At 55.0% G+C, this 18121-nt stretch carries 15 protein-coding genes and 1 riboswitch; of the genes, 7 read left to right on the top strand and 8 right to left on the bottom strand.

Annotation, left to right across the window (positions count from 1 at the left end; translation table 11 throughout):
• Positions 1–83 precede the first annotated feature (83 nt).
• Together BN3911_RS15700 and BN3911_RS15695 are read left to right on the top strand one after the other, a co-directional pair.
• Positions 84–713 carry an MBL fold metallo-hydrolase gene (locus BN3911_RS15700; RefSeq protein ID WP_066867261.1) on the top strand — a complete coding sequence of 210 codons (630 nt, stop codon included), beginning with the start codon at positions 84–86 and terminating at the stop codon, positions 711–713.
• Positions 626–1588 carry a damage-control phosphatase ARMT1 family protein gene (locus BN3911_RS15695; protein ID WP_242871149.1) on the top strand — a complete coding sequence of 321 codons (963 nt, stop codon included), beginning with the start codon at positions 626–628 and terminating at the stop codon, positions 1586–1588. Before BN3911_RS15700 ends, BN3911_RS15695 begins: the two co-directional genes overlap by 88 nt.
• Positions 1589–1804: 216 nt before the next feature.
• On the opposite strand, the gene BN3911_RS17665 is transcribed toward BN3911_RS15695, so the two are convergent.
• The 6 genes from BN3911_RS17665 to pheS form a co-directional block, all read right to left on the bottom strand.
• Positions 1805–2716 (bottom strand): TM2 domain-containing protein, encoded by a 912-nt coding sequence (locus tag BN3911_RS17665; protein WP_242871148.1) that lies wholly within the window; start codon positions 2714–2716, stop codon positions 1805–1807.
• A gap of 136 nt (positions 2717–2852) precedes the next feature.
• Positions 2853–3146, bottom strand: coding sequence for a hypothetical protein (locus BN3911_RS15685; RefSeq protein WP_066867257.1), 294 nt, complete (start codon positions 3144–3146; stop codon positions 2853–2855).
• 27 nt (positions 3147–3173) lie between these two features.
• Complete coding sequence (locus tag BN3911_RS15680) at positions 3174–3431, bottom strand: IreB family regulatory phosphoprotein (RefSeq protein WP_066868075.1); 258 nt, start codon at positions 3429–3431, stop codon at positions 3174–3176.
• Positions 3432–3525: 94 nt separating this feature from the next.
• On the bottom strand, positions 3526–5892 hold the full coding sequence (pheT, locus tag BN3911_RS15675; protein WP_066867255.1) for a phenylalanine--tRNA ligase subunit beta: 2367 nt from the start codon (positions 5890–5892) through the stop codon (positions 3526–3528).
• The gene (locus BN3911_RS15670; RefSeq protein WP_242871147.1) at positions 5886–6824 is read right to left on the bottom strand and encodes a uroporphyrinogen decarboxylase family protein; all 939 of its coding nucleotides are present in this window, start codon (positions 6822–6824) and stop codon (positions 5886–5888) included. The genes pheT and BN3911_RS15670 overlap by 7 nt, the downstream gene beginning before the upstream one ends.
• Before the next feature lie 22 nt (positions 6825–6846).
• Entirely contained in the window at positions 6847–7875 is a 1029-nt protein-coding gene (gene pheS, locus BN3911_RS15665) for a phenylalanine--tRNA ligase subunit alpha (RefSeq protein WP_066867251.1), read from the bottom strand.
• A gap of 484 nt (positions 7876–8359) precedes the next feature.
• Here pheS and BN3911_RS15655 point away from each other — a divergent pair, with 484 nt between their 5' ends.
• Both BN3911_RS15655 and BN3911_RS15650 read left to right on the top strand, forming a co-directional pair.
• The gene (locus tag BN3911_RS15655; protein WP_147578634.1) at positions 8360–10171 is read left to right on the top strand and encodes an alpha-glucosidase; all 1812 of its coding nucleotides are present in this window, start codon (positions 8360–8362) and stop codon (positions 10169–10171) included.
• 119 nt (positions 10172–10290) lie between these two features.
• Entirely contained in the window at positions 10291–10830 is a 540-nt protein-coding gene (locus tag BN3911_RS15650; RefSeq protein WP_066867247.1) for a DUF6106 family protein, read from the top strand.
• A gap of 60 nt (positions 10831–10890) precedes the next feature.
• On the opposite strand, the gene BN3911_RS15645 is transcribed toward BN3911_RS15650, so the two are convergent.
• The gene (locus BN3911_RS15645; RefSeq protein ID WP_066867245.1) at positions 10891–11712 is read right to left on the bottom strand and encodes an AraC family transcriptional regulator; all 822 of its coding nucleotides are present in this window, start codon (positions 11710–11712) and stop codon (positions 10891–10893) included.
• Between the two features lie 325 nt (positions 11713–12037).
• Here BN3911_RS15645 and BN3911_RS15640 point away from each other — a divergent pair, with 325 nt between their 5' ends.
• Positions 12038–13762, top strand: a complete 1725-nt coding sequence (locus BN3911_RS15640; protein ID WP_066867243.1) for a glycoside hydrolase family 2 protein — start codon at positions 12038–12040, stop codon at positions 13760–13762.
• A 128-nt stretch (positions 13763–13890) separates the two neighbouring features.
• On the opposite strand, the gene BN3911_RS15635 is transcribed toward BN3911_RS15640, so the two are convergent.
• A complete protein-coding gene (locus BN3911_RS15635) occupies positions 13891–14541 on the bottom strand; it encodes an ECF transporter S component (protein WP_066867242.1) in 651 nt (216 codons plus the stop codon).
• A gap of 111 nt (positions 14542–14652) precedes the next feature.
• A riboswitch (FMN riboswitch) is annotated at positions 14653–14785 on the bottom strand.
• Between the two features lie 105 nt (positions 14786–14890).
• Here BN3911_RS15635 and BN3911_RS15630 point away from each other — a divergent pair.
• Positions 14891–16411, top strand: coding sequence for a bifunctional ADP-dependent NAD(P)H-hydrate dehydratase/NAD(P)H-hydrate epimerase (locus BN3911_RS15630; RefSeq protein ID WP_066867241.1), 1521 nt, complete (start codon positions 14891–14893; stop codon positions 16409–16411).
• A gap of 138 nt (positions 16412–16549) precedes the next feature.
• Positions 16550–18106: a putative ABC transporter permease gene (locus BN3911_RS15625; RefSeq protein ID WP_066867239.1), complete on the top strand. Its 1557-nt coding sequence runs from the start codon at positions 16550–16552 to the stop codon at positions 18104–18106.
• Positions 18107–18121 lie beyond the last annotated feature (15 nt).

Here is an 18121-nt window from a genome sequence, read left to right as displayed (position 1 = left end):
GAAGGAACCCTGTGCGGGCTTCAGGCGGCTCTGCGGCCTTGGGGGTCCCTCGTTCCCGGGAAAAACGGAAAGGATGATCTGTCATGGCAATTGAACTGCGCTGGCTGGGGCATGCGTGCTTCCAGGTTACTTGTGAGGACTATTCCATTGTGTTGGATCCCTTTGAACCCGGCAGCGTGCCGGGCTGTGCCGATATTGACATACAGGCGGACGAGGTGCTCTGCAGCCACGGCCACCACGACCATAATTATACTGCCGGGGTGCGGCTGCCCCGGGAGAAAAAAGAGAGCCCCTTTCAGGTTACGGTGATTTCCACCTACCACGACGATCAGGAGGGAGCGCTCCGCGGGGAAAATAAAATCCATGTTTTGGAGGCCGGCGGGATTAAGGTTGCCCATTTTGGGGATATCGGCTGTGAGCTGACGTCGGAGCAGAAAAAGCAGCTGCAGGGTTTGGATGCGGCGATGCTGCCGGTGGGCGGTTTTTACACAGTGGACGCTGCCGGGGCCTGGGAGATTGCGGAGGAGCTTCGGCCCACTGTGATCCTTCCCATGCACTACCGTTCGGAAACCTTTGGCCTGAAGCCCATCTCCGGCGTGGAAGAGTTTTTGGAGCTCTGCGGGAAGTGGGTCAGGTATCCCGGGGATACCATCTCCATCATCAAGGGGATGGAGCGGCAGACCGCGCTTCTCACCTATGGAGCCGGCAGATGAAGCTCAGCGCCTCCTGCATGGCCTGTATGGTCAGCCGGCAGGAAGAGGCCATCCGAAATTTGCCGGGGGAAGAGGAAAAATCCGCTTTTTTCCGAGAAGTTCTCCGAACCGTCGCCAATGCGCGGGAAGAGGATTCCGCCCCGGTGGTAACGGAGCAGCTCAGCCTTCTGCACGAACGCTTTTTTGGGAAACCCTACAGCTTCCGGGAGTTGAAGCGCAGGTATAATGGGGAACTTTTGCGGAGGGAGGCCGGGATTTCCCAGGAGATAGAAAAATCTGCCGATCCCCTGCTGGCGGCGCTCCGTTTTTCCAGGGTGGGGAATTACATCGATTTTGGCGCTATGGGCAGTGTGGACGATGAAAAACTGGACAGTCTGCTCAAAAGGGCCTCTGAAGAACAGGTGGACGCCGCCGAGTATGCTGCATTCCGCGCCGACCTGGCGAAAGCGTCGCGTCTGGCGTTCTGTGCGGATAACTGCGGGGAAATTGTGCTGGACCGGCTGCTTCTCCGTGAAATCCGCAGGCAGTACCCATCACTTTCCATCACTGTGCTGGTGCGGGGGAGCGAGGTGCTCAACGACGTCACCTTGGAGGACACGGAGGAGATAGGCCTTACAGAGGAGTTCCGTATCCTTCCCAACGGAACGGGGATTGCGGGGACAGAGCTTTCCCGAATCTGTCCGGAGGCGCACGCTGCTTTGGAGGAAGCGGATGTGATCGTTTCCAAGGGACAGGGGAATTTTGAAACCCTTCATGGCTGCGGCCTTAATGTTTATTACCTGTTTCTGTGTAAATGCCAGTGGTTTACCCAGCGTTTCGGCTTAGAACAGTTCCGGGGCGTTTTTGTCAATGAAAAGAATCAGAAAATTCGCTGAAACGGGGAAAGCTGCCGTTAAATAGCTTTAAAAGTCCACAGGAAAAGTGCCTCTGAAACTGGCGGTGAACAACCGGTTTCAAAGGCACTTTTTGGGATTCAAGAATCAAACCTCAGCTGCAGAGAATCGGGCCGGTATTTGGGCGGCAAATAATTGATCAAACCGCCTTCCAGTTTTTATACAGATGCGCGCTGTGGAGTGAAAGATAGTTTGCATTTAAACAAAATAAGGATTCGGTTTACATAATAGCACTATGAGATCGATCAGCCACCCAATGCCGAACAATCCGGCTGTAAAAATGTATAGAATCCCCATGCCGGTCTTCCCCTCATAGAATTTGTGCGCTCCGAGAAGGCCCAGAAAGAAGCAGAGAAGAAATGCGACCCATTTGCTCCTTGCCCTGGAAGCCATATATGCGTCCATTCGGTGATTTGTGTTCACGCTGGTGTTCACATTGGCGTTTACACTGTCGTTGGAGTTGTTGATGACAATGTTGCGGGAACCCATATTAAGTTCTTCCACCTGACGTCCGCAAAGGGCACAGATCACGGCATCTGCGGGAATTCTGCCGCCGCAGAATTTACAGAATTTTTGAGGCATATGCTGTTCCTGCGGTGCTCCCTGGAACGCCCAGTCCTGCTCCGGGTTTTCCAGCCGCGGTGCCCAGCCCTGCGGCGCGCCGGTCTGCCGGTTCCCCATGGGCGGCTGGGACCAGCCCTGCTGTGGGTTTTCCGGCTGCGGCGTCCAGCCTTGCGGCGCGCCGGTCTGCCGGTTCCCCATGGGTGGCTGGGACCAACCCTGCTGTGGATTTTCCGGCCGCGGCGTCCAGCCCTGCGGCGCGCCGGTCTGCCGGTTCCCCATGGGTGGCTGGGACCAGCCCTGCTGTGGATTTTCCGGCCGCGGCGCCCAGTCCTGCGGCGCGCCGGTCTGCCGGTTCCCCATGGGCGGCTGGGACCAGCCCTGCTGTGGATTTTCCGGCCGCGGCGTCCAGCCCTGCGGCGCGCCGGTCTGCCGGTTTCTTATGGGCGGCTGAGACCAGCCCTGCTGTGGGTTTTCCGGCTGCGGCGCGCTGGTCTGCTGTTGATATCCCCCGTTTGGCCGGGGCTGCATGTTCGGTTCCATATCCATTGCGGTTTCCTCCTGGACAACGCTTTTTGCCATTATAACATTGACGCACCTATGCGTCAAATACCCAGCTGGGAGAAATGAAAAAGAACCGCCCGAAAGCGGTTCTTCCAGTGATGGCGTCAAAAAACGGTTTTACTTATTCCGATAAGGCTCTGGTGAGCCAAGCGTCGGCAATGTCAAGTGCCAAATAAAGGCCGTTCTTTTCGCTGGTTTTTACGATCTGTTTCCTGGTACGGATTTCAGGATCCGTGTACATGAGCTGTACCGTCACCCTGTCTGCCACGTCCAGGTCGCCGACCTTTTTCTTTGACTTGATGTCCATTTTGATGACGTATTTGTCCTTCATGCTGCCGTAATAAATGGTATCACCGCACCGCACCAAGGGCTTTCCCTTGTAGGTGGGAAACTGCTGCTTGTTCTGTTCGCTCAAAAAATCACCGCGCTTTCTAAAAGTTTGTCATTCGCCCAGATAAGAACGCACCATGGCTTTCAACAGCTCGTCGCGGTCGATTCTTCTGATCAGGCTGCGTGCATTGTTGTGGGTTGTGATATACGTGGGATCCTCGGAAAGGATGTATCCCACAATCTGGCTGATGGGGTTATAACCCTTTTCCTTAAGCGCATCGTACACCGTAAGCAGGATCTTCTTCATATCTGCTTCACGTACCTCTTCCAGGGAAAAGGTAATCGTATTGTTCGAATAATCCTCCGGCATGTGGAACACCTCCAAATCGTTTCAAAACTTTCCTACTTTAAATAATACATGATAACAGCGTGAAATTCAAGCCGTTTCTCAAAGAATTTCCCGATCAGCCTCGCAGGATTACACCCAGGGACTTCCAGCTTTCCACAATTTTGTCCACATAGGGCTGTACTTCATCCTTGGAGAGAGTCTTTTCCTGAGAGGAAAACGCGAATCTCAGGGTGACGCTGCGTGCGCCCGCCAGTTCGAAGGAGTCAATCAGGGAGACTCCGGCGAGCAGATCCTGCTGCATTCCAGTCCAAGCGGGCTCCAGATCGGCAAATTTTTTGCCCTCCGGCAGAACCACGGAGAGATCGATATCGATCCCTGGGAATTTTGAGGGTTCCCGGTATACGGGGTCGGCGGCAGGGATGGCGGCAAATTCGTCCATATCCAGCTGAGCAACCGCCACAGCAGCCTTTTTATCCAGCTTGCCCAGCACGGAGGGATGGACCGTGCAGAGCCAGCCCAGCGTTTTTCCGCCGCAGGTTACGGAGGCTGTGTTGCGGGGATGTTGCCAGCTGTGCAGCGGGGCCGTATTTGCAAAGGTGAACCCGGCGCGTTTGATATCTCGGCCCAGGGTCTTAAGCATGCCCAACAGCTCAAAATACAGCTCTTTTTCTGATTTTTGGCGGCTGTACAGTGCAATGCCCAGCTTTTTCCGCTCGTTGCATTCACCGTTTTCCTTCAGACCTTCCGCCACACGGGCGATTTCGAAAATGCCGAAATCGGGGGAGAAAGTCTTGTTTTCATTGAGGAAGACAAGGAGCGTGGGACCCATATTGTTGCGCAGAATTTCGTGGTCAGGGGTCTGGGCGTTCAGGAGCCTGACGTTTTGTTCCGTCTCCATGCCCAATTCCCTGCATTTTTTGGCGTCGAACCAGATGTAGGAATTCACCTCGTGCAGGTGATACCGCTGTACCAGAATATCCTTTGCAAAATTGTCCGATTTATTTCCAGCGCTCTTCTTCTCCGGCACCAGGGCGCTGTGAGTGGTGGAAATCCGGAAATTGTCATATCCGTAAATCCGGGTGATTTCCTCGATGATGTCGGCCTTGATGGTCACGTCCTTGGTGGCGCGCCAGGAGGGAACCTTTACCTGGAAGACGCCGTCTTCATATCGGGTGCAGAAGCCCAAAGAATTTAAGGTCTGCAGAATCTGTTCGTTTTCAATGTCGATTCCCGTGTAACGGTCCACATAATGCTTGTCAAAGCTGAGGGTAATTTCGGGATAATGCCTTTCATATACGTCGGTCAGCCGGGAGATCACCTGGGCCTCGGGGTCGATGTCCAGCAGCAGCTTTAGGAACCTGCCGATGGCAGGCATGGTCATCTCAGGATCCAGCGTCTTCTCGTACCGCATTGAGGCGTCTGTGCGAAGCCCCAGCCTGGTAGAGGATTTCCGCACGCTCACCGCGTCGAAATTGGCGGATTCCAGCAGCAGGCTGTCGGTGTCGTCCTCAATTTCGGAATCCAGGCCGCCCATGATGCCGGCCACGGCCACGGGGTTCCCCTTGGAGCAGATCATCAGGGTGTTTTCATCAATCCGGCGCTCCGTACCGTCCAGCGTTTGGAAGGAGAAGGGGGCGTCGAACCGTTTGACCTCGATGCAGTCCACCTTGGCGCAGTCGAAAGCGTGCATGGGCTGGCCCATTTCCAGCATCAGATAGTTGGTGAGGTCTGCCAGCAGGTTGATGGCCCGGGTGCCGCAGTAGAACAAGCGGATGCGCATATCCACCGGACTTACCTTTTTCTGAATGTTGCGCACCTTCAAGCCAGTGTAACGGTAGCACAGCTCCTTGTCGAGAATCTGAATATCAATGGGGGGGAGGGAATCAAACCGGGAGAGCTCTACCGTCTCCAAGGGCTTCAGCCCGCGGCCGGTAAGGGCGGAAAATTCCCGGGCGATGCCGTAATGTCCCCAAAGGTCGGGACGGTTGGTGAGAGACTTGTTATCCACCTCGAACACAATGTCCCGGATGGCGTAAAGCTCGGTGATATCCATGCCCACCGGCGTATCCCCGGGAAGCTCCATCAAACCGGAGTGGTCGGCGGAAATGCCCAGTTCGTGTTCCGAGCAGCACATGCCGTGGGATTCGTATCCGGCGATTTTGGCGCAGCGGATGTCCATACCGGCCACCCTGCCGCCTTCTTTGACGAAGGGGACGATCAGGCCTTCACGCACATTGGGCGCTCCGCAGACCACATCATAAACCCGGTCTCCTCCGTCCACCTTGAGCAGATGGAGCTTTTTGGAATCGGGATGGGCTTCTACGGAGAGGATTTTTCCAGCGACAACGTCCTTCAGATCCTCTCCCATGTGGAAAATATCCTCCACCTCGGCGGTGGAAAGGGTGAACCTGCGGATTAAAGCCTCCAGGTCCAGCCCGGAAAGATCGACGAAATCGCCGATCCAGTTCATTGAAATTAACATTTGCCTACCGTCCTTTCCTTGTACTTCTCAGCAGCCTCCGCAACCCAACGGAGACGTTCCATACTGATGTCCCCGGGTACAGTGCAGTCTGCCCCCAGGATAAAGCCGCGGCCGCCAACTTCTTGAATCAAGCCGGCGGTGAATTCCGAAACCTCTTCCTTACTCCCTCGGTAGAGGACGCCGTCCTTGGTGTTCTGGAAGCCGCCCAGCACACAGCGTCCGCCGAAAAATTCTTTCCCTTTGGGAAGAGGTAGGCCCTCCACATATACGGCCCAGTTGACCGCGGCGCCGGGGTAATCCTGCCAGACCTCAACCCGGTTTTTATCCCCTGCCCAACCGCAGCAGTGCAGGATGTTATATGGGCTGTATTTTTCAGCCTCCAGCAATACGGCCTTGTCGGAAGGGGTGACGTATTTCCGGTACTCCTCGAAGGAGAAGCGGGAAAGCTCGGCGTTCTGAACGCTGTAGTAGACCCCGTCGCAGCCGGCCTCGGTGATGAGAAGCCTTGCCAGGCGGGAGGCGTCTTCGGCAACCACGGACAAGCCGTAGGCAAAGGCCTCCGGATCCTCCCGATAAAAAGCCATCACCTGTTCCTCGGACGTGCCGAACCTCAGGTAGGACATGGGGCAGAAAATGCTGTAAAAGACAAAGCATTCCTCTTTCAGTTCCCTGACGATGCGGGCCGCCCGCTCCACCTGCTCCCGGAAATAGGGATGGCCGGGGTCCATGGGCTTCAGCTGATACAGATCTTTTGCGCGATGGACTTCCTTCAGGCCCGGGTTGGGATAAGAAAAGTACCCGTCGCACATGATCTTGCAGAAATCCATTCCGCTTTCCCGGTAAAAGCGGAGCTGGGATTCCACCACGTCCGCCCCATCGGGAAAATGGTACCAGAAACCCACGGGCGGACGGTCGGTTTCCCGGTTTTCCAAGGCGGCTGCCAGCCGCTCTCTCTTATTCATGGCGGAACTGGGACAGCGCTTTGAGGTTCCCGCTGTTCAGGTCGCGGATATCTTTGACGCCGTACTTCATCATCACCAGGCGTGTCAGCCCCAGGCCGAAGGCAAAGCCGGTGTATTCCTCGGGGTCGATACCGCCTGCCGTGAGCACATTGGGATGGATCATGCCGCAGGGGCACAGCTCCAGCCAGCCGGAGTTCTTACAGGAGGGACATCCCTCGCCGCCGCAGATCAGGCAGGAGATGTCCAGCTCGAAGCCGGGCTCCACGAAGGGGAAGAAACCGGGGCGCAGGCGCACGTTAATGTCCCGCTCAAAGACCTCGGACAGCATGGTCTTCATGAAGTAGATCAGGTTGGAAATAGAGATGTTCTTGTCAATCATAATGCCTTCCATCTGGAAGAAAGTGTTTTCATGACAGGCGTCCGTGGCCTCGTTGCGGAAGCAGCGGCCCGGGAAGATGGCGCGCAGGGGTGCGCCATATTTTTTCATGATGGCGTTCTGGGCGGCCGAAGTGTGGGTCTTCAGCAGCTGGCCGTTTTCCAGATAATAGGTGTCCTGCATATCCCGGGCGGGATGATGCTTCGGGATATTCAGAGCCTCAAAGCAGTGGTAGTCGTCCACGATTTCAGAATAGTCCTCAATGGTGAAGCCCATGGAGGCGAAGATTTCCTCCAGCTGGCGCTGTACCAGGGTGATGGGGTGATAGGAGCCTTCTGCCTCCGTTACAGGCAGCGTGACGTCGTACTGCTCTGCGGAAGCCACCAACGCTTCCTCTTCAGCGGCCTTGATCTTTTCGATCTGCGCGCCGATTTTTTCCTCCACCTGTTTTTTCAGCAGATTGATGTGCTGGCCCATTTCTTTTTTCTGTTCGCCGCTGACGTCCTTCAGGCCCTTCAAAAGCTCTGTAACAGAACCTTTTTTGCCGAGATAGGCCACCCTCAGTTTTTCGACGGCCTCGCTGTTCTTAGCAGCTTCCAGCTCCCGCTCGAAGCTTTCTCTCAGCGAACTGATTTTTTCATTCATTTGCTTCGATCCTTTCTCAGTTTTTCTGTGCGTTCCGGCTTTGGGCAAAAAGAAACTTCGCCCCAAAAACCATGGGGCGAAGTGTAAACTACGCGGTACCACCCAATTTCGGCAGAAAGCTTTCCTCCTGTTGGGAAAAAAGCGGTTTGCCCTCTTTTACGGCCGGTAACGTGCCGCTCACGTCGGAACCTACAGCCGGCAATCTGCGCCGGGTTCAGCTCCGCCGCTCCAAAGGGAACTTCATCCTGCCCGCAGCGTACCTGTGCTTTCAGCCGGTGGCACATGCTCTCTGTTCGCGCCGACAGCGGGACTACTTTCCTTTTTCACAGCGTTTGCCTTATGATAGCACAAAAGGCCGGCGGTTTCAAGTTCCTTTCCTGATGGATTGCGGCGAAAATTTTTCGCGCACTTGTACTGGGGAGAGAAATCTTTTATAATTGAGAAAGAGTGATTTTAAAACACAAAACAGGAAGGAAGATGGAGTTTGAGACAGAATATTGAGGAGCTGCTGCTGCAGCCCTTTGCCCAGGAGTCTCTTGCCCAGATGGGCAAGCTGAAATCTGCCGCGGAATACACCGAAGAAGAGGTCAAAGAATTGGAGCCTTTATGGAAACGGGTGGAGGCCACCAGCGTGCCTCTTCACGTGCCGGTCAGAGGAGAGTACGAGCGCACGTGGTGGAAGGAAGCCGTGATGTACCAGATCTACCCCATGAGCTTTTGCGATTCAAACGGGGACGGAATCGGTGACCTCAACGGAATCCGCTCCAAGCTGGATTATTTGAAGGGCCTGGGGGTCGACGTGCTGTGGCTCAGCCCGATCTACGATTCTCCCAATGACGACAACGGCTATGATATCCGGGATTATCAAAAAATCCATCCGGATTACGGAACCATGGAGGATTTCGACTGCTTGCTGGAGGAGGCGCACGCCCGGGGCATGCGCCTCATTATGGATATGGTGCTCAACCACACCTCTGACGAGCATGCATGGTTCCAAGCCGCTCTTTCTGATCCTTCCTCCAAATATAAGGATTACTATATCTGGAGAAAGGGAAAGGGAGATGGAGTTCCGCCCAACAACTGGCGCTCCTTTTTCTCGGAGCCCGCCTGGAATTACTATCCGCAGACAGGGGAATGGGCGCTGCACCTGTTCAGCCGGAAACAGATGGATTTAAATTGGGAAAATCCGGAGCTGCGGGAGGAAATTTACGGCATGCTCAACTGGTGGATGCAGAAGGGGGTTGACGGTTTCCGCTTGGATGTGATCAACCTGATTTCCAAATTTGACGGTCTGCCGGACGGTGAAGAAGCTGGAGGAATCACCGGAATGGAGCATTATGTGTACGGCCCCCGTCTGCACCAGTATCTCCAGGAAATGAACCGCCGTGTCTTTTCCCGTTATGACAGCTATACGGTGGGAGAGGGCTGCGGCCTGGGAGCAGCCACCCAGGTCAGCATGACGCTGAACAGCCGGAAGGAATTGAATACCACCTTCTGCTTCAGCCATTTTGACACTCCCGGGCACGACAAATACAGCATTTACCGCTATGACCTGAATTATTTGAAGGAATACCTGCTGGACACCCAGGCGGTACAGGACACCGACAACTGGATGACCCTGGTGTTTGACAACCACGACAATCCGCGGTTCCTGTCGAAAATCACCAGGAAAGAAACGGAGCGGGAGCCGGCCGCCAAGCTTATGGCCCTGCTGGAAATGACCCTGTGCGGCACGGCTTTCCTGTATGAGGGCCAGGAGCTGGGCATGTGCCATGTGGAATTCCGCGACTCTTCTGAATTCCGGGATGTGGAAGCGGTCAACTACTATAAAAAGCTGCTGTCAGAGGGCAAAACAGAGCGGGAGGCCTTTTCCATTGTCGCCCCGGGCACCCGGGATCAGAGCCGAGCCCCCATGCAGTGGACTGCCGGAGAGAACGCAGGCTTTACCACAGGAACGCCCTGGCTGCGCCTGAACGACAATTATACTGCGATCAATGCGGAAGCAGAAGAGAAGGAAGAAAACTCTGTGCTCAATTTTTACCGCAGGGCCATTGCGCTGCGAAAGCAGTACAAGACTCTGGTTTACGGCAGCTTCGAACCGGTCTGCCGGGAGCGGAAGGATTTCTTTGGCTATGTGCGCAGGGACGAAGAAGGAACCTTCTATGTAGAACTGAACCTTTCCTGCGGGGAACTGAAACGCCCTGTGGAAAAGGGCGGAGCGCTTCTGTTGGGAAGCTATGGAAATATTCAGGAAACGCTGCGGCCTTATGAGGCAAACCTGTACCGTCTGGATTGATACGTATCCTTCGAAAAGTTTCCAAAAGTTTTATTGAATCGGCGCGGCAGATGTGCTACAATATCAATTATTATGCACGCTGTGCCCTGACAGGGCCGTTGAAAGGATGAGAGGAAAGCATGGGCGACGTTTTTATCGAGAGGATGGTTAAGAAGAAATTCGATACCAAGGATATTTTGATTATAGTGGGAATTGTGCTTGCAGTGATGGTTCTGATGCCGATTCTCCTGCTGCTGAGCATGCAATACGGCCTGTTTATGATTGGCCTGCTGGCTGCTGCCGGTCTGGTGTTCGGCGGCTACAAGCTGCTGACCATGCGGATGCTGGAATATGAATACAGCCTGACCAACGGCTATATCTCCATCGATAAAATCATGAACCGTTCTTCCAGAAAACGCATGACGGCGTTCGAGTGCAGCAGTGCGGAGGATATCGGGGTGTATACCCAGGCGGAAGCCCGGCTGAAAAACCGTTCGTTTGATTCCCGTATCTTTGCTGTCAGAACGGCGGCTTGCGAGGGATCCTGGTATATGATTGTGCAGAGCAGCAAAACCGGCAAGACCCTGGTGGTGTTTGACCCGGATGAGGATCTGCAGGAGGCCATCAAGAAGTTTATCCCCCGTACGCTCAAATTTGAGGTGTTTGGCAGGAATTCCTGATCGTATCGTCTGCGCTGAAAATTGAGACGTTGTTTCCCTTTGGCCAAGGGATCAGCGTCTTTATTTTTTCGGTTGGGAACAGCGGTACTTTCCGGGGGAAACGCCTGTTTTCTGTTTGAACAGATTGGAAAAATAATGCTCGTCGGAAAAGGCGAGCCGATAGGCGATTTCCTTGACGGAAAGCCCTGTGTTTTTCAGCAGCATGCAGGCCGCCGTTATCTTTTGGGAGAGCAGGTAGTCGTAGGGGGCGCAGCCATATTCCCGGCGGAATATTCTGGTCAGCTGGGAAGGCGAGAGATTTGCCTCGCGGGAAAAATCGGAAATGCTGAGGCTGTCGTATAGATGCCGGTCCAATAGGGCGCGGAGCCTGGCGGCGGGCTGGGGAATCCGGCTGTTCTGCCCCTCGGTGTGCGCGGCCAGGTTCTGCAGGATTTCGTGGAACAGCAGCGGCGTCCTCCGGTACAGGGCCTCTTCGTTTTCTTCCCTGTTCTCACACAGCCGCAGGAATTCCTGAAACAGGGGCAGAATCGGACAGGCGGGAAACAGGGTTTGGCTTCCCAGCCCATAGCTGCGTACAAGAAAATCACACAGGCTGCCCCGAACATTCATCCATATTTTTTCCCAGGGATGGGAGGGATCCGACCGGTAACAATGAGCTGACCCGACGGGGAGAAGGTAAACGTCTCCCTGGCTGGGCCGAAAAAGCCTGCCGCCTGTCTCAATCTGGCCCTCCCCGGCAATCACATACTCCAGACAATAGATGTCGGAGCACTCCCGCTCAATCCGGTACCGGCTGTCCGGATAGGTGATCCCTGTCATCTCGACGCAGAAGAAATCTTCTTTGGCAAATTGACCCGGCAAAAAGGTGACAATATGTTCCATAAGGATTGAATTCCTCACTTTTATGCGTGTTTCTTTTATTTCTTTCCGTTGATTATAGCGGTATACTGCAAGAAATGCAAGCGGGGTGAAAACCTTGCCTCAAGGGCGGCCGGCGTGCCGCGGCTGCAGACCGCTGCTTTCAAGGGAAGCGCTGAACAAGGCCGGTGCTCAGACCTATTGTGGTGCAGCGCCGGAAAACGCTGTCCGCAGGAGGGGATTTAGGCCGTCCGGCGCGGTTTGTCTCTCAGTGACGCAAAAGGCGAGGCAAAGCAGGAAATGTCCTGCAGCAAAATAGAATACCCCAAGAAAGGAAGTAAGTTGAAGTATGACAATGGAAACAATGCCAAGACCGGAACACCCATTTCCGCAGTTTGAGCGGAAGAACTGGAGAAGCCTGAACGGAACCTGGGATTTTGCATTTGATATGAACAGAAGCGGCCTGGAAAAGGGCTTTGCACAGCGCACGGAATTTGAGGAAAAAATTTTGGTACCCTTTTGCCCGGAAAGCGATTTGAGCGGGATTGGTTATAAGGATTTTATCCCTGCGGTCTGGTACCACCGCACCCTGGAGATCACAGAGCAGGAGCTGGAAGGTAAGGTTTATCTGCATTTTGGAGCGGTGGACTATGACTGCCGGGTTTTTGTCAACGGAAAAGAGGCTGGCCGGCACCAGGGTGGCTATGTCTCCTTTGCCTTTGAAATCTCCTCCCTGCTGCAGGCAGGAGAGAACCATCTTGTGGTCTATGCGGAGGACGACACCAGAAGCCCGCTGCAGCCCACAGGCAAGCAGAGCGACCGCTATGCCTCCTATGCCTGCTCTTATACCCGTACCACGGGAATCTGGCAGACGGTATGGCTGGAATTCACACCGGAATGCCATGTAAAAAACGCTCGGTATTATCCTAATTATAAGACGGGAACCCTTACCATAGTGGCGGAAGTGCTGGGAGAAGGCACGCTGCAGGCACAGGCTTCCTATGAGGGAAAGGCCTGCGGCGCCGCTGCGACGGAAGCCGGCGGAGGAACCGTTTCCCTGACTTTGCCGCTAGAGGAAATCCACCTGTGGGAGGCCGGCGCGGGCCGGCTGTACGATTTGGAGCTCACCTACGGGGAAGACCGCGTCAAGAGTTATTTCGGGCTGCGTGAGGTGAAGCTGGACGGGTATCGCTTCCTGATCAATGGAAAGTCCGTATTTCAGCGGCTGGTGCTGGATCAGGGCTTTTATCCGGACGGCATCTACACAGCGCCCACGGAGGAGGCGCTGGTACGTGACATCCGCCTTTCCCTTGCCGCCGGTTTCAATGGAGCCAGGCTGCATCAGAAGGTGTTTGAACCCCGCTTCCTGTACCACTGCGACAGGCTGGGTTATCTGGTATGGGGCGAGATGGCCAGCTGGGGCCTGGACCATTCCGAGCCTGAGGCTTTCGAGCCATTCCTCAATGAATGGACAGAATCGGTGCAGAGGGATTTCAATCACCCTGCCATTGTGGGCTGGTGCCCCTTCAATGAAACCTGGGACTGCCAGGGAAGAAAGCAGATTGACGGCCTTTTGGCTTTGACCTACCGGATGACCAAACGGCTGGATCCCACGCGTCCCTGTATTGACACCAGCGGGAATTTCCATGTGGAGACGGATATCTTTGACGTTCACGATTACGAACAGGATGTCGCCGCTTTCGCAGAGACTTACCGCCCCTTCAAAGAAGGAACGGGCCTCTTCTTCGACCGTTTCGCGGAGCGGCAGCAGTATCAGGAAGGCCAGCCTATGTTTGTCAGCGAATACGGCGGGATCAAATGGGCGGCGGACAGTCAGGATGAAAAGGCATGGGGTTATGGAAACGGCCCCAAGACTTTGAAAGAATACCAGCAGCGCTATCAGGGGCTGACGGATGAATTGCTGGACAATCCCCGCATGTTTGGTTTCTGTTACACCCAGCTTACAGATGTGGAGCAGGAACAGAACGGCGTATATTACTACGACCGTACTCCCAAAATGGATGTGGAATTTTTCCGGCAGGTGAATAGCAGGAAAGCGGCTATTGAGGACTGAACATCCCCTGGCACAGCGGAAAACTGAAAACAGGAGCGATTCCCCGGCCGTTACGGCAGGTATCGCTCCTGTTTCTTTTATAGAAGTGGAAGGGTATGGGAGGCTGCCGTTTCCTTGTGCTTTCAAAATCAGATCACGCCTGCCAGGGCGAGCGCGCCCAGAATCAGGGTGGAAAGCAGCGCCAGGGACACCAGAATCACGCCGGCATGCACTTTGGTTTGGGTTTCGCCCTCCGGCGTTTCCAAAACGTGCGCCCGGCGGAGGGCGGTGACCAGGGGTTTATAGAGAAGCAGAATCAGCACGCCGTTGATGCCGCCCTTGATCAGGTTGAAGGGCAGGAAGACCGGCAGCAGCATGGCCGCCACCGCCTCTCTGGGATAGCCCATATAGAGAGGGGTAATCAGATAATTCCACAAAAGCATGGCCGCAGTCATCAGCACGCAGCCGCTCAGCAATCCGGTGACCGCGCCGGTAAGGGTTTTCTTTTTCTTGTAAATGTACGCGGCCAAACAGGAAAAGCAGCAGGTGGACAGAATATTCATAATCAGCCCGATCCACCCTGTGGAACTGATGGTGATCATCTCCACAAAGGAGACAAGCACGGAGATGACGAACGCAGTCAGCGGCCCGAACAGGAAGCCGCCGATGGTGATGACAACGTCCTTCGGCTCGTAGCTGAGGAACATCACGACGGGGATGCGGATCAGCGCGACCGCCGCAAAGGCGAGCGCGGCCAATACCGCGGTCATGGTCATCTGTCTGACATTGGTCTTTTTCATAGCAACCGGTCCTTTCAAATGGGATTTGCAAAAAATCGGACTCGGAATTGGATAGAAAAAAGTCCCCGAACAGCAGATGTGTTCGGGGACGGAACGCGCAAAAAGCGGCTATCCAATCTTCTGCCATCCGGACTGTCACCGTCGGTACCGGAATTTCACCGGTTCGGCGGAACATGCGGAAACGCACGCCCCGTTCGCAGACTATACTGCCGGTAAGGATTTTCACCTTGCCCCGAAGATTAATTGCTGGTATTATTCTATTACGAAAGCCAAAATGTGTCAAGACCGGAAAACCCTGCTTCACGGTGAAAAAAGGGTCGGGACCGGAGAAGGGAAGAGGAGGCTCGAGATGAAACTTTTTAGCAGTGCGGAAATCCGGCGGCTGGAGGAACTGGCCGGGGAAGAGGGCGTTTCTCTGGAGAGACTGATGGAACAGGCGGGGACCGCTGTGGCGGTGGAAGCGGAAAAACTCCTCCATCCTCTGGAAGGGAAACGTGTGGCAATTCTCTGCGGAAAGGGAAACAACGGCGGGGACGGTTTTGTATGCGCCCGGCTGCTGTGGGAGAAAGGCGCTTGCGTCCGGGTGCTTCTGCTGCAGGGCCCACCGCAGACAGGGCTTGCGCATCAAGCCTTTCTGCGTATGCCGGAGGCTGTGGAGACGGTCTGTGCGGGGCATGAGCCGGAACGGGCGGAACGGATGTTGGAAGAATCCGACTTGATCGTGGACGCGGTGTATGGCTTTGGATTCCATGGGGAGCTTTCCGGAGAACCGGCCCGTTTTCTGGCCCTGGCCAATGCCCAGAATTGTTTGAAGCTGGCATGCGACCTGCCCAGCGGCGCGGAATGCGACACAGGAAGAGTGAGCCCCGGCGCCTTCCGGGCAGATATCACGGTAACATTTACCGGAAAGAAGCCTGCCTGTGCCTCCTATCCCGCCAAGGAATACTGCGGGGAGACCGTGGTAGCGCAGGTGGGGATTCCAGCGCGCCTGCTGCAGGAAGCCGAGGCTTCCTGCAAGCGGTTTGAGATAGAGGCGGAGTTTTCCGCCCAAGTGCTCCCCTCTCCCGGCGTCCAAAGCAACAAGGGGGACTTAGGGCGGCTGCTGCTGGTGTGCGGAAGCTACGGGATGGCAGGGGCCTGCCTGATGGCGGCGCGGGCGGCGCTCCGGTGCGGGGTTGGGCTGCTGCATCTTGCGGTGGAGGAGCGTATCTATCCCATCGCCGCTCAGGCGGTTCCGGAAGCCGTGTTCACCATCCTTCCCTGGCGGAGCGATGAAAGGGCCTGCGAGGGGTTGCTGCGGGAGGCCCTCTCCAAGGCGACGGCCTGCCTTTTAGGCTGCGGGCTGGGGGAACTGTCCGAGCAGGCCTGTCCCCCTGTTTTCCGGCACTGCAGAATTCCACTGGTACTTGACGCGGACGGCCTCAATTTCCTCTCCAGGCATCCGGAATGGAGAAGGGAATGTCAGGCGCCTCTTGTTTTGACGCCGCATCCCGGTGAAATGGCAAGGCTGCTGGGAAAGGGTGTTCGGGAAATTCAGGCGGATCGTTTGGCTGCAGCCGGGGAAGCGGCAGAAAAATTTCAAGCGGTCTCTGTACTGAAAGGGGCGGGTACCGTAATAACCTCGCCGGATGGCCGGACGGCAGTCAACCCCACGGGCAATCCTGGAATGGCCAAGGGGGGCAGCGGAGACGTGCTGGCCGGAATGGTCGCCTCATTTGCGGCGCAGGGAATGCCTCTGTTTGAATCGGCTGTGGCGGGCGTTTCTCTCCATGGCAGGGCTGGGGACCTCTGTGCTGAGAGGTTTTCCCCCAGGGCCATGCTGCCCACGGATCTTTTAGAGGCTTTGCCGGAGCTTTTCAGGGGAGACTGAGCGGCATTCTGTGGACCGTCATTTCTTAAACTTCTCTTTCCGAAGGCGCTCCTGTTTACAGGGAACGCCTTGTTTGTTATAATAATATTATTGCTGTTTCGGAGGGAATCGGGACGGAGGGAGTGGCAGGGGAACGACATGTATACATATGTATGGTGCTTTTTTATCTTTGCTTTTCTGGGCTGGTGCAGTGAGGTGGCCTTTGCTGCGGTGCGCGATAGGCATTTTGTCAACCGTGGCTTTCTCAATGGGCCACTGTGTCCAATTTATGGCTTCGGTGTTGTGCTTATCGATTTCATCATGCGCCCCTTCGGCGGGAATCTGGCGGCTCTGCTGGTGGGTTCTATGGTGCTGGGGTCGGCGCTGGAATGGTTTGCCGGTTTTGTACTGGAAAAGGTATTTCGTCAGAAATGGTGGGATTATTCCAACCAGCCTCACAACCTGAACGGCTATATCTGCCTGAAGTTTTCCATTGTCTGGGCAATAGCGGGCGCGATGGTGGTGCGTTTTGTAATGCCCCTGACAAGATATTTTGTCTCTCTGATTCCCCGTACGGTGGGCGTGGTGGTGCTGCTGGTGCTTTTGGGCCTGGCTTTGGCAGATTTTACCGTCACCGTGGTGGCGATTATCGGGCTGAACCGGAAACTGAAGAACCTGGAATATGTTTCCAGTAAAATCCGGGCCGGCTCTGATAAGCTGGGAGAGGGGATTTCGGCGGGGGCTATTGCCGTCAAAGAAAAGCAGAAAGAATTTGAGAAGGAGTGGCAGAAGGAAGCTGCCCGCCTGAAAGAAAAATATGAACAGACGCTGCATGCAAACAAGCTGCACAAGCGTCTGCTCAAGGCTTTCCCTGATCTGAAATCCCTGAAGCACAATGAACAGCTGGAGCTGCTGCGTCAGAATGTGGATGTGTTCCGGCGCCGTTCCGGCGAGCTGATCCGGAAGCATAATGAAGCGGCTGTTGCAGCCTATGAGCAGAGGCTGCCCGAAGGTGCGGAAAAACCCTTTGCCTACGGCATGTGTTATTCCAAGCTGTTTTGGATTTTTATGATCGGCAATCTTGTGGGTTTTGTACTGGAAACCCTGTATGCGCTGGCAATGCCGCCCCACAAATTTGAGCTGCGGGTCAGCGTAGTGTTCGGGCCGTTTATCCTTATCTATGGGTTTGGAGCCATTGCCATTACGCTGTTCCTCTATAAGATGTACAACCAGAAGGATGTGCTCATTTTTTTGGCCAGCATGGTAATTGGGGGAGGGTTTGAATACCTGTGCAGTTTCCTGCAGCAGGTCATGTTCGGCACGGTCTCCTGGGAGTACAGTGATTCCGCCTTGAATATCGGCGGGCGGACCAATTTGATGTATTCCTTTTTCTGGGGGATTCTGGGCCTAATTTGGGTGAAGGACCTGTACCCAATCCTCTCCAGGACGATCCAGCGGATCCCTAAAAAAGTGGGCCGTCCCCTGACAATCGCTGTGTCGCTGTTCATGGTGGCGGATATGGCGCTTTCTGCCGGGGCGGTGTACCGTCAGTCTGAACGAGTGAATAACGTGCCTGCTTCCAACGTGGTACAGGAGTTTTTTGACGAGTATTTTCCGGATGAATTTCTTAAAATCATTTATCCGCATATGCAGTATGTGGGCAAACCGGAAATTGTGAAACCTGAAAATTTGCCCCCTCTTGATCCGATGGGATAAGTAAACAAAGCTGCT

This window comes from Neglectibacter timonensis, assembly GCF_900048895.1.
In the GTDB taxonomy this organism is placed as follows: domain Bacteria; phylum Bacillota; class Clostridia; order Oscillospirales; family Acutalibacteraceae; genus Acutalibacter; species Acutalibacter timonensis.
Note: the sequence above shows the minus strand (reverse complement) of the source record. Positions and strands in the feature narration are given on the sequence as shown.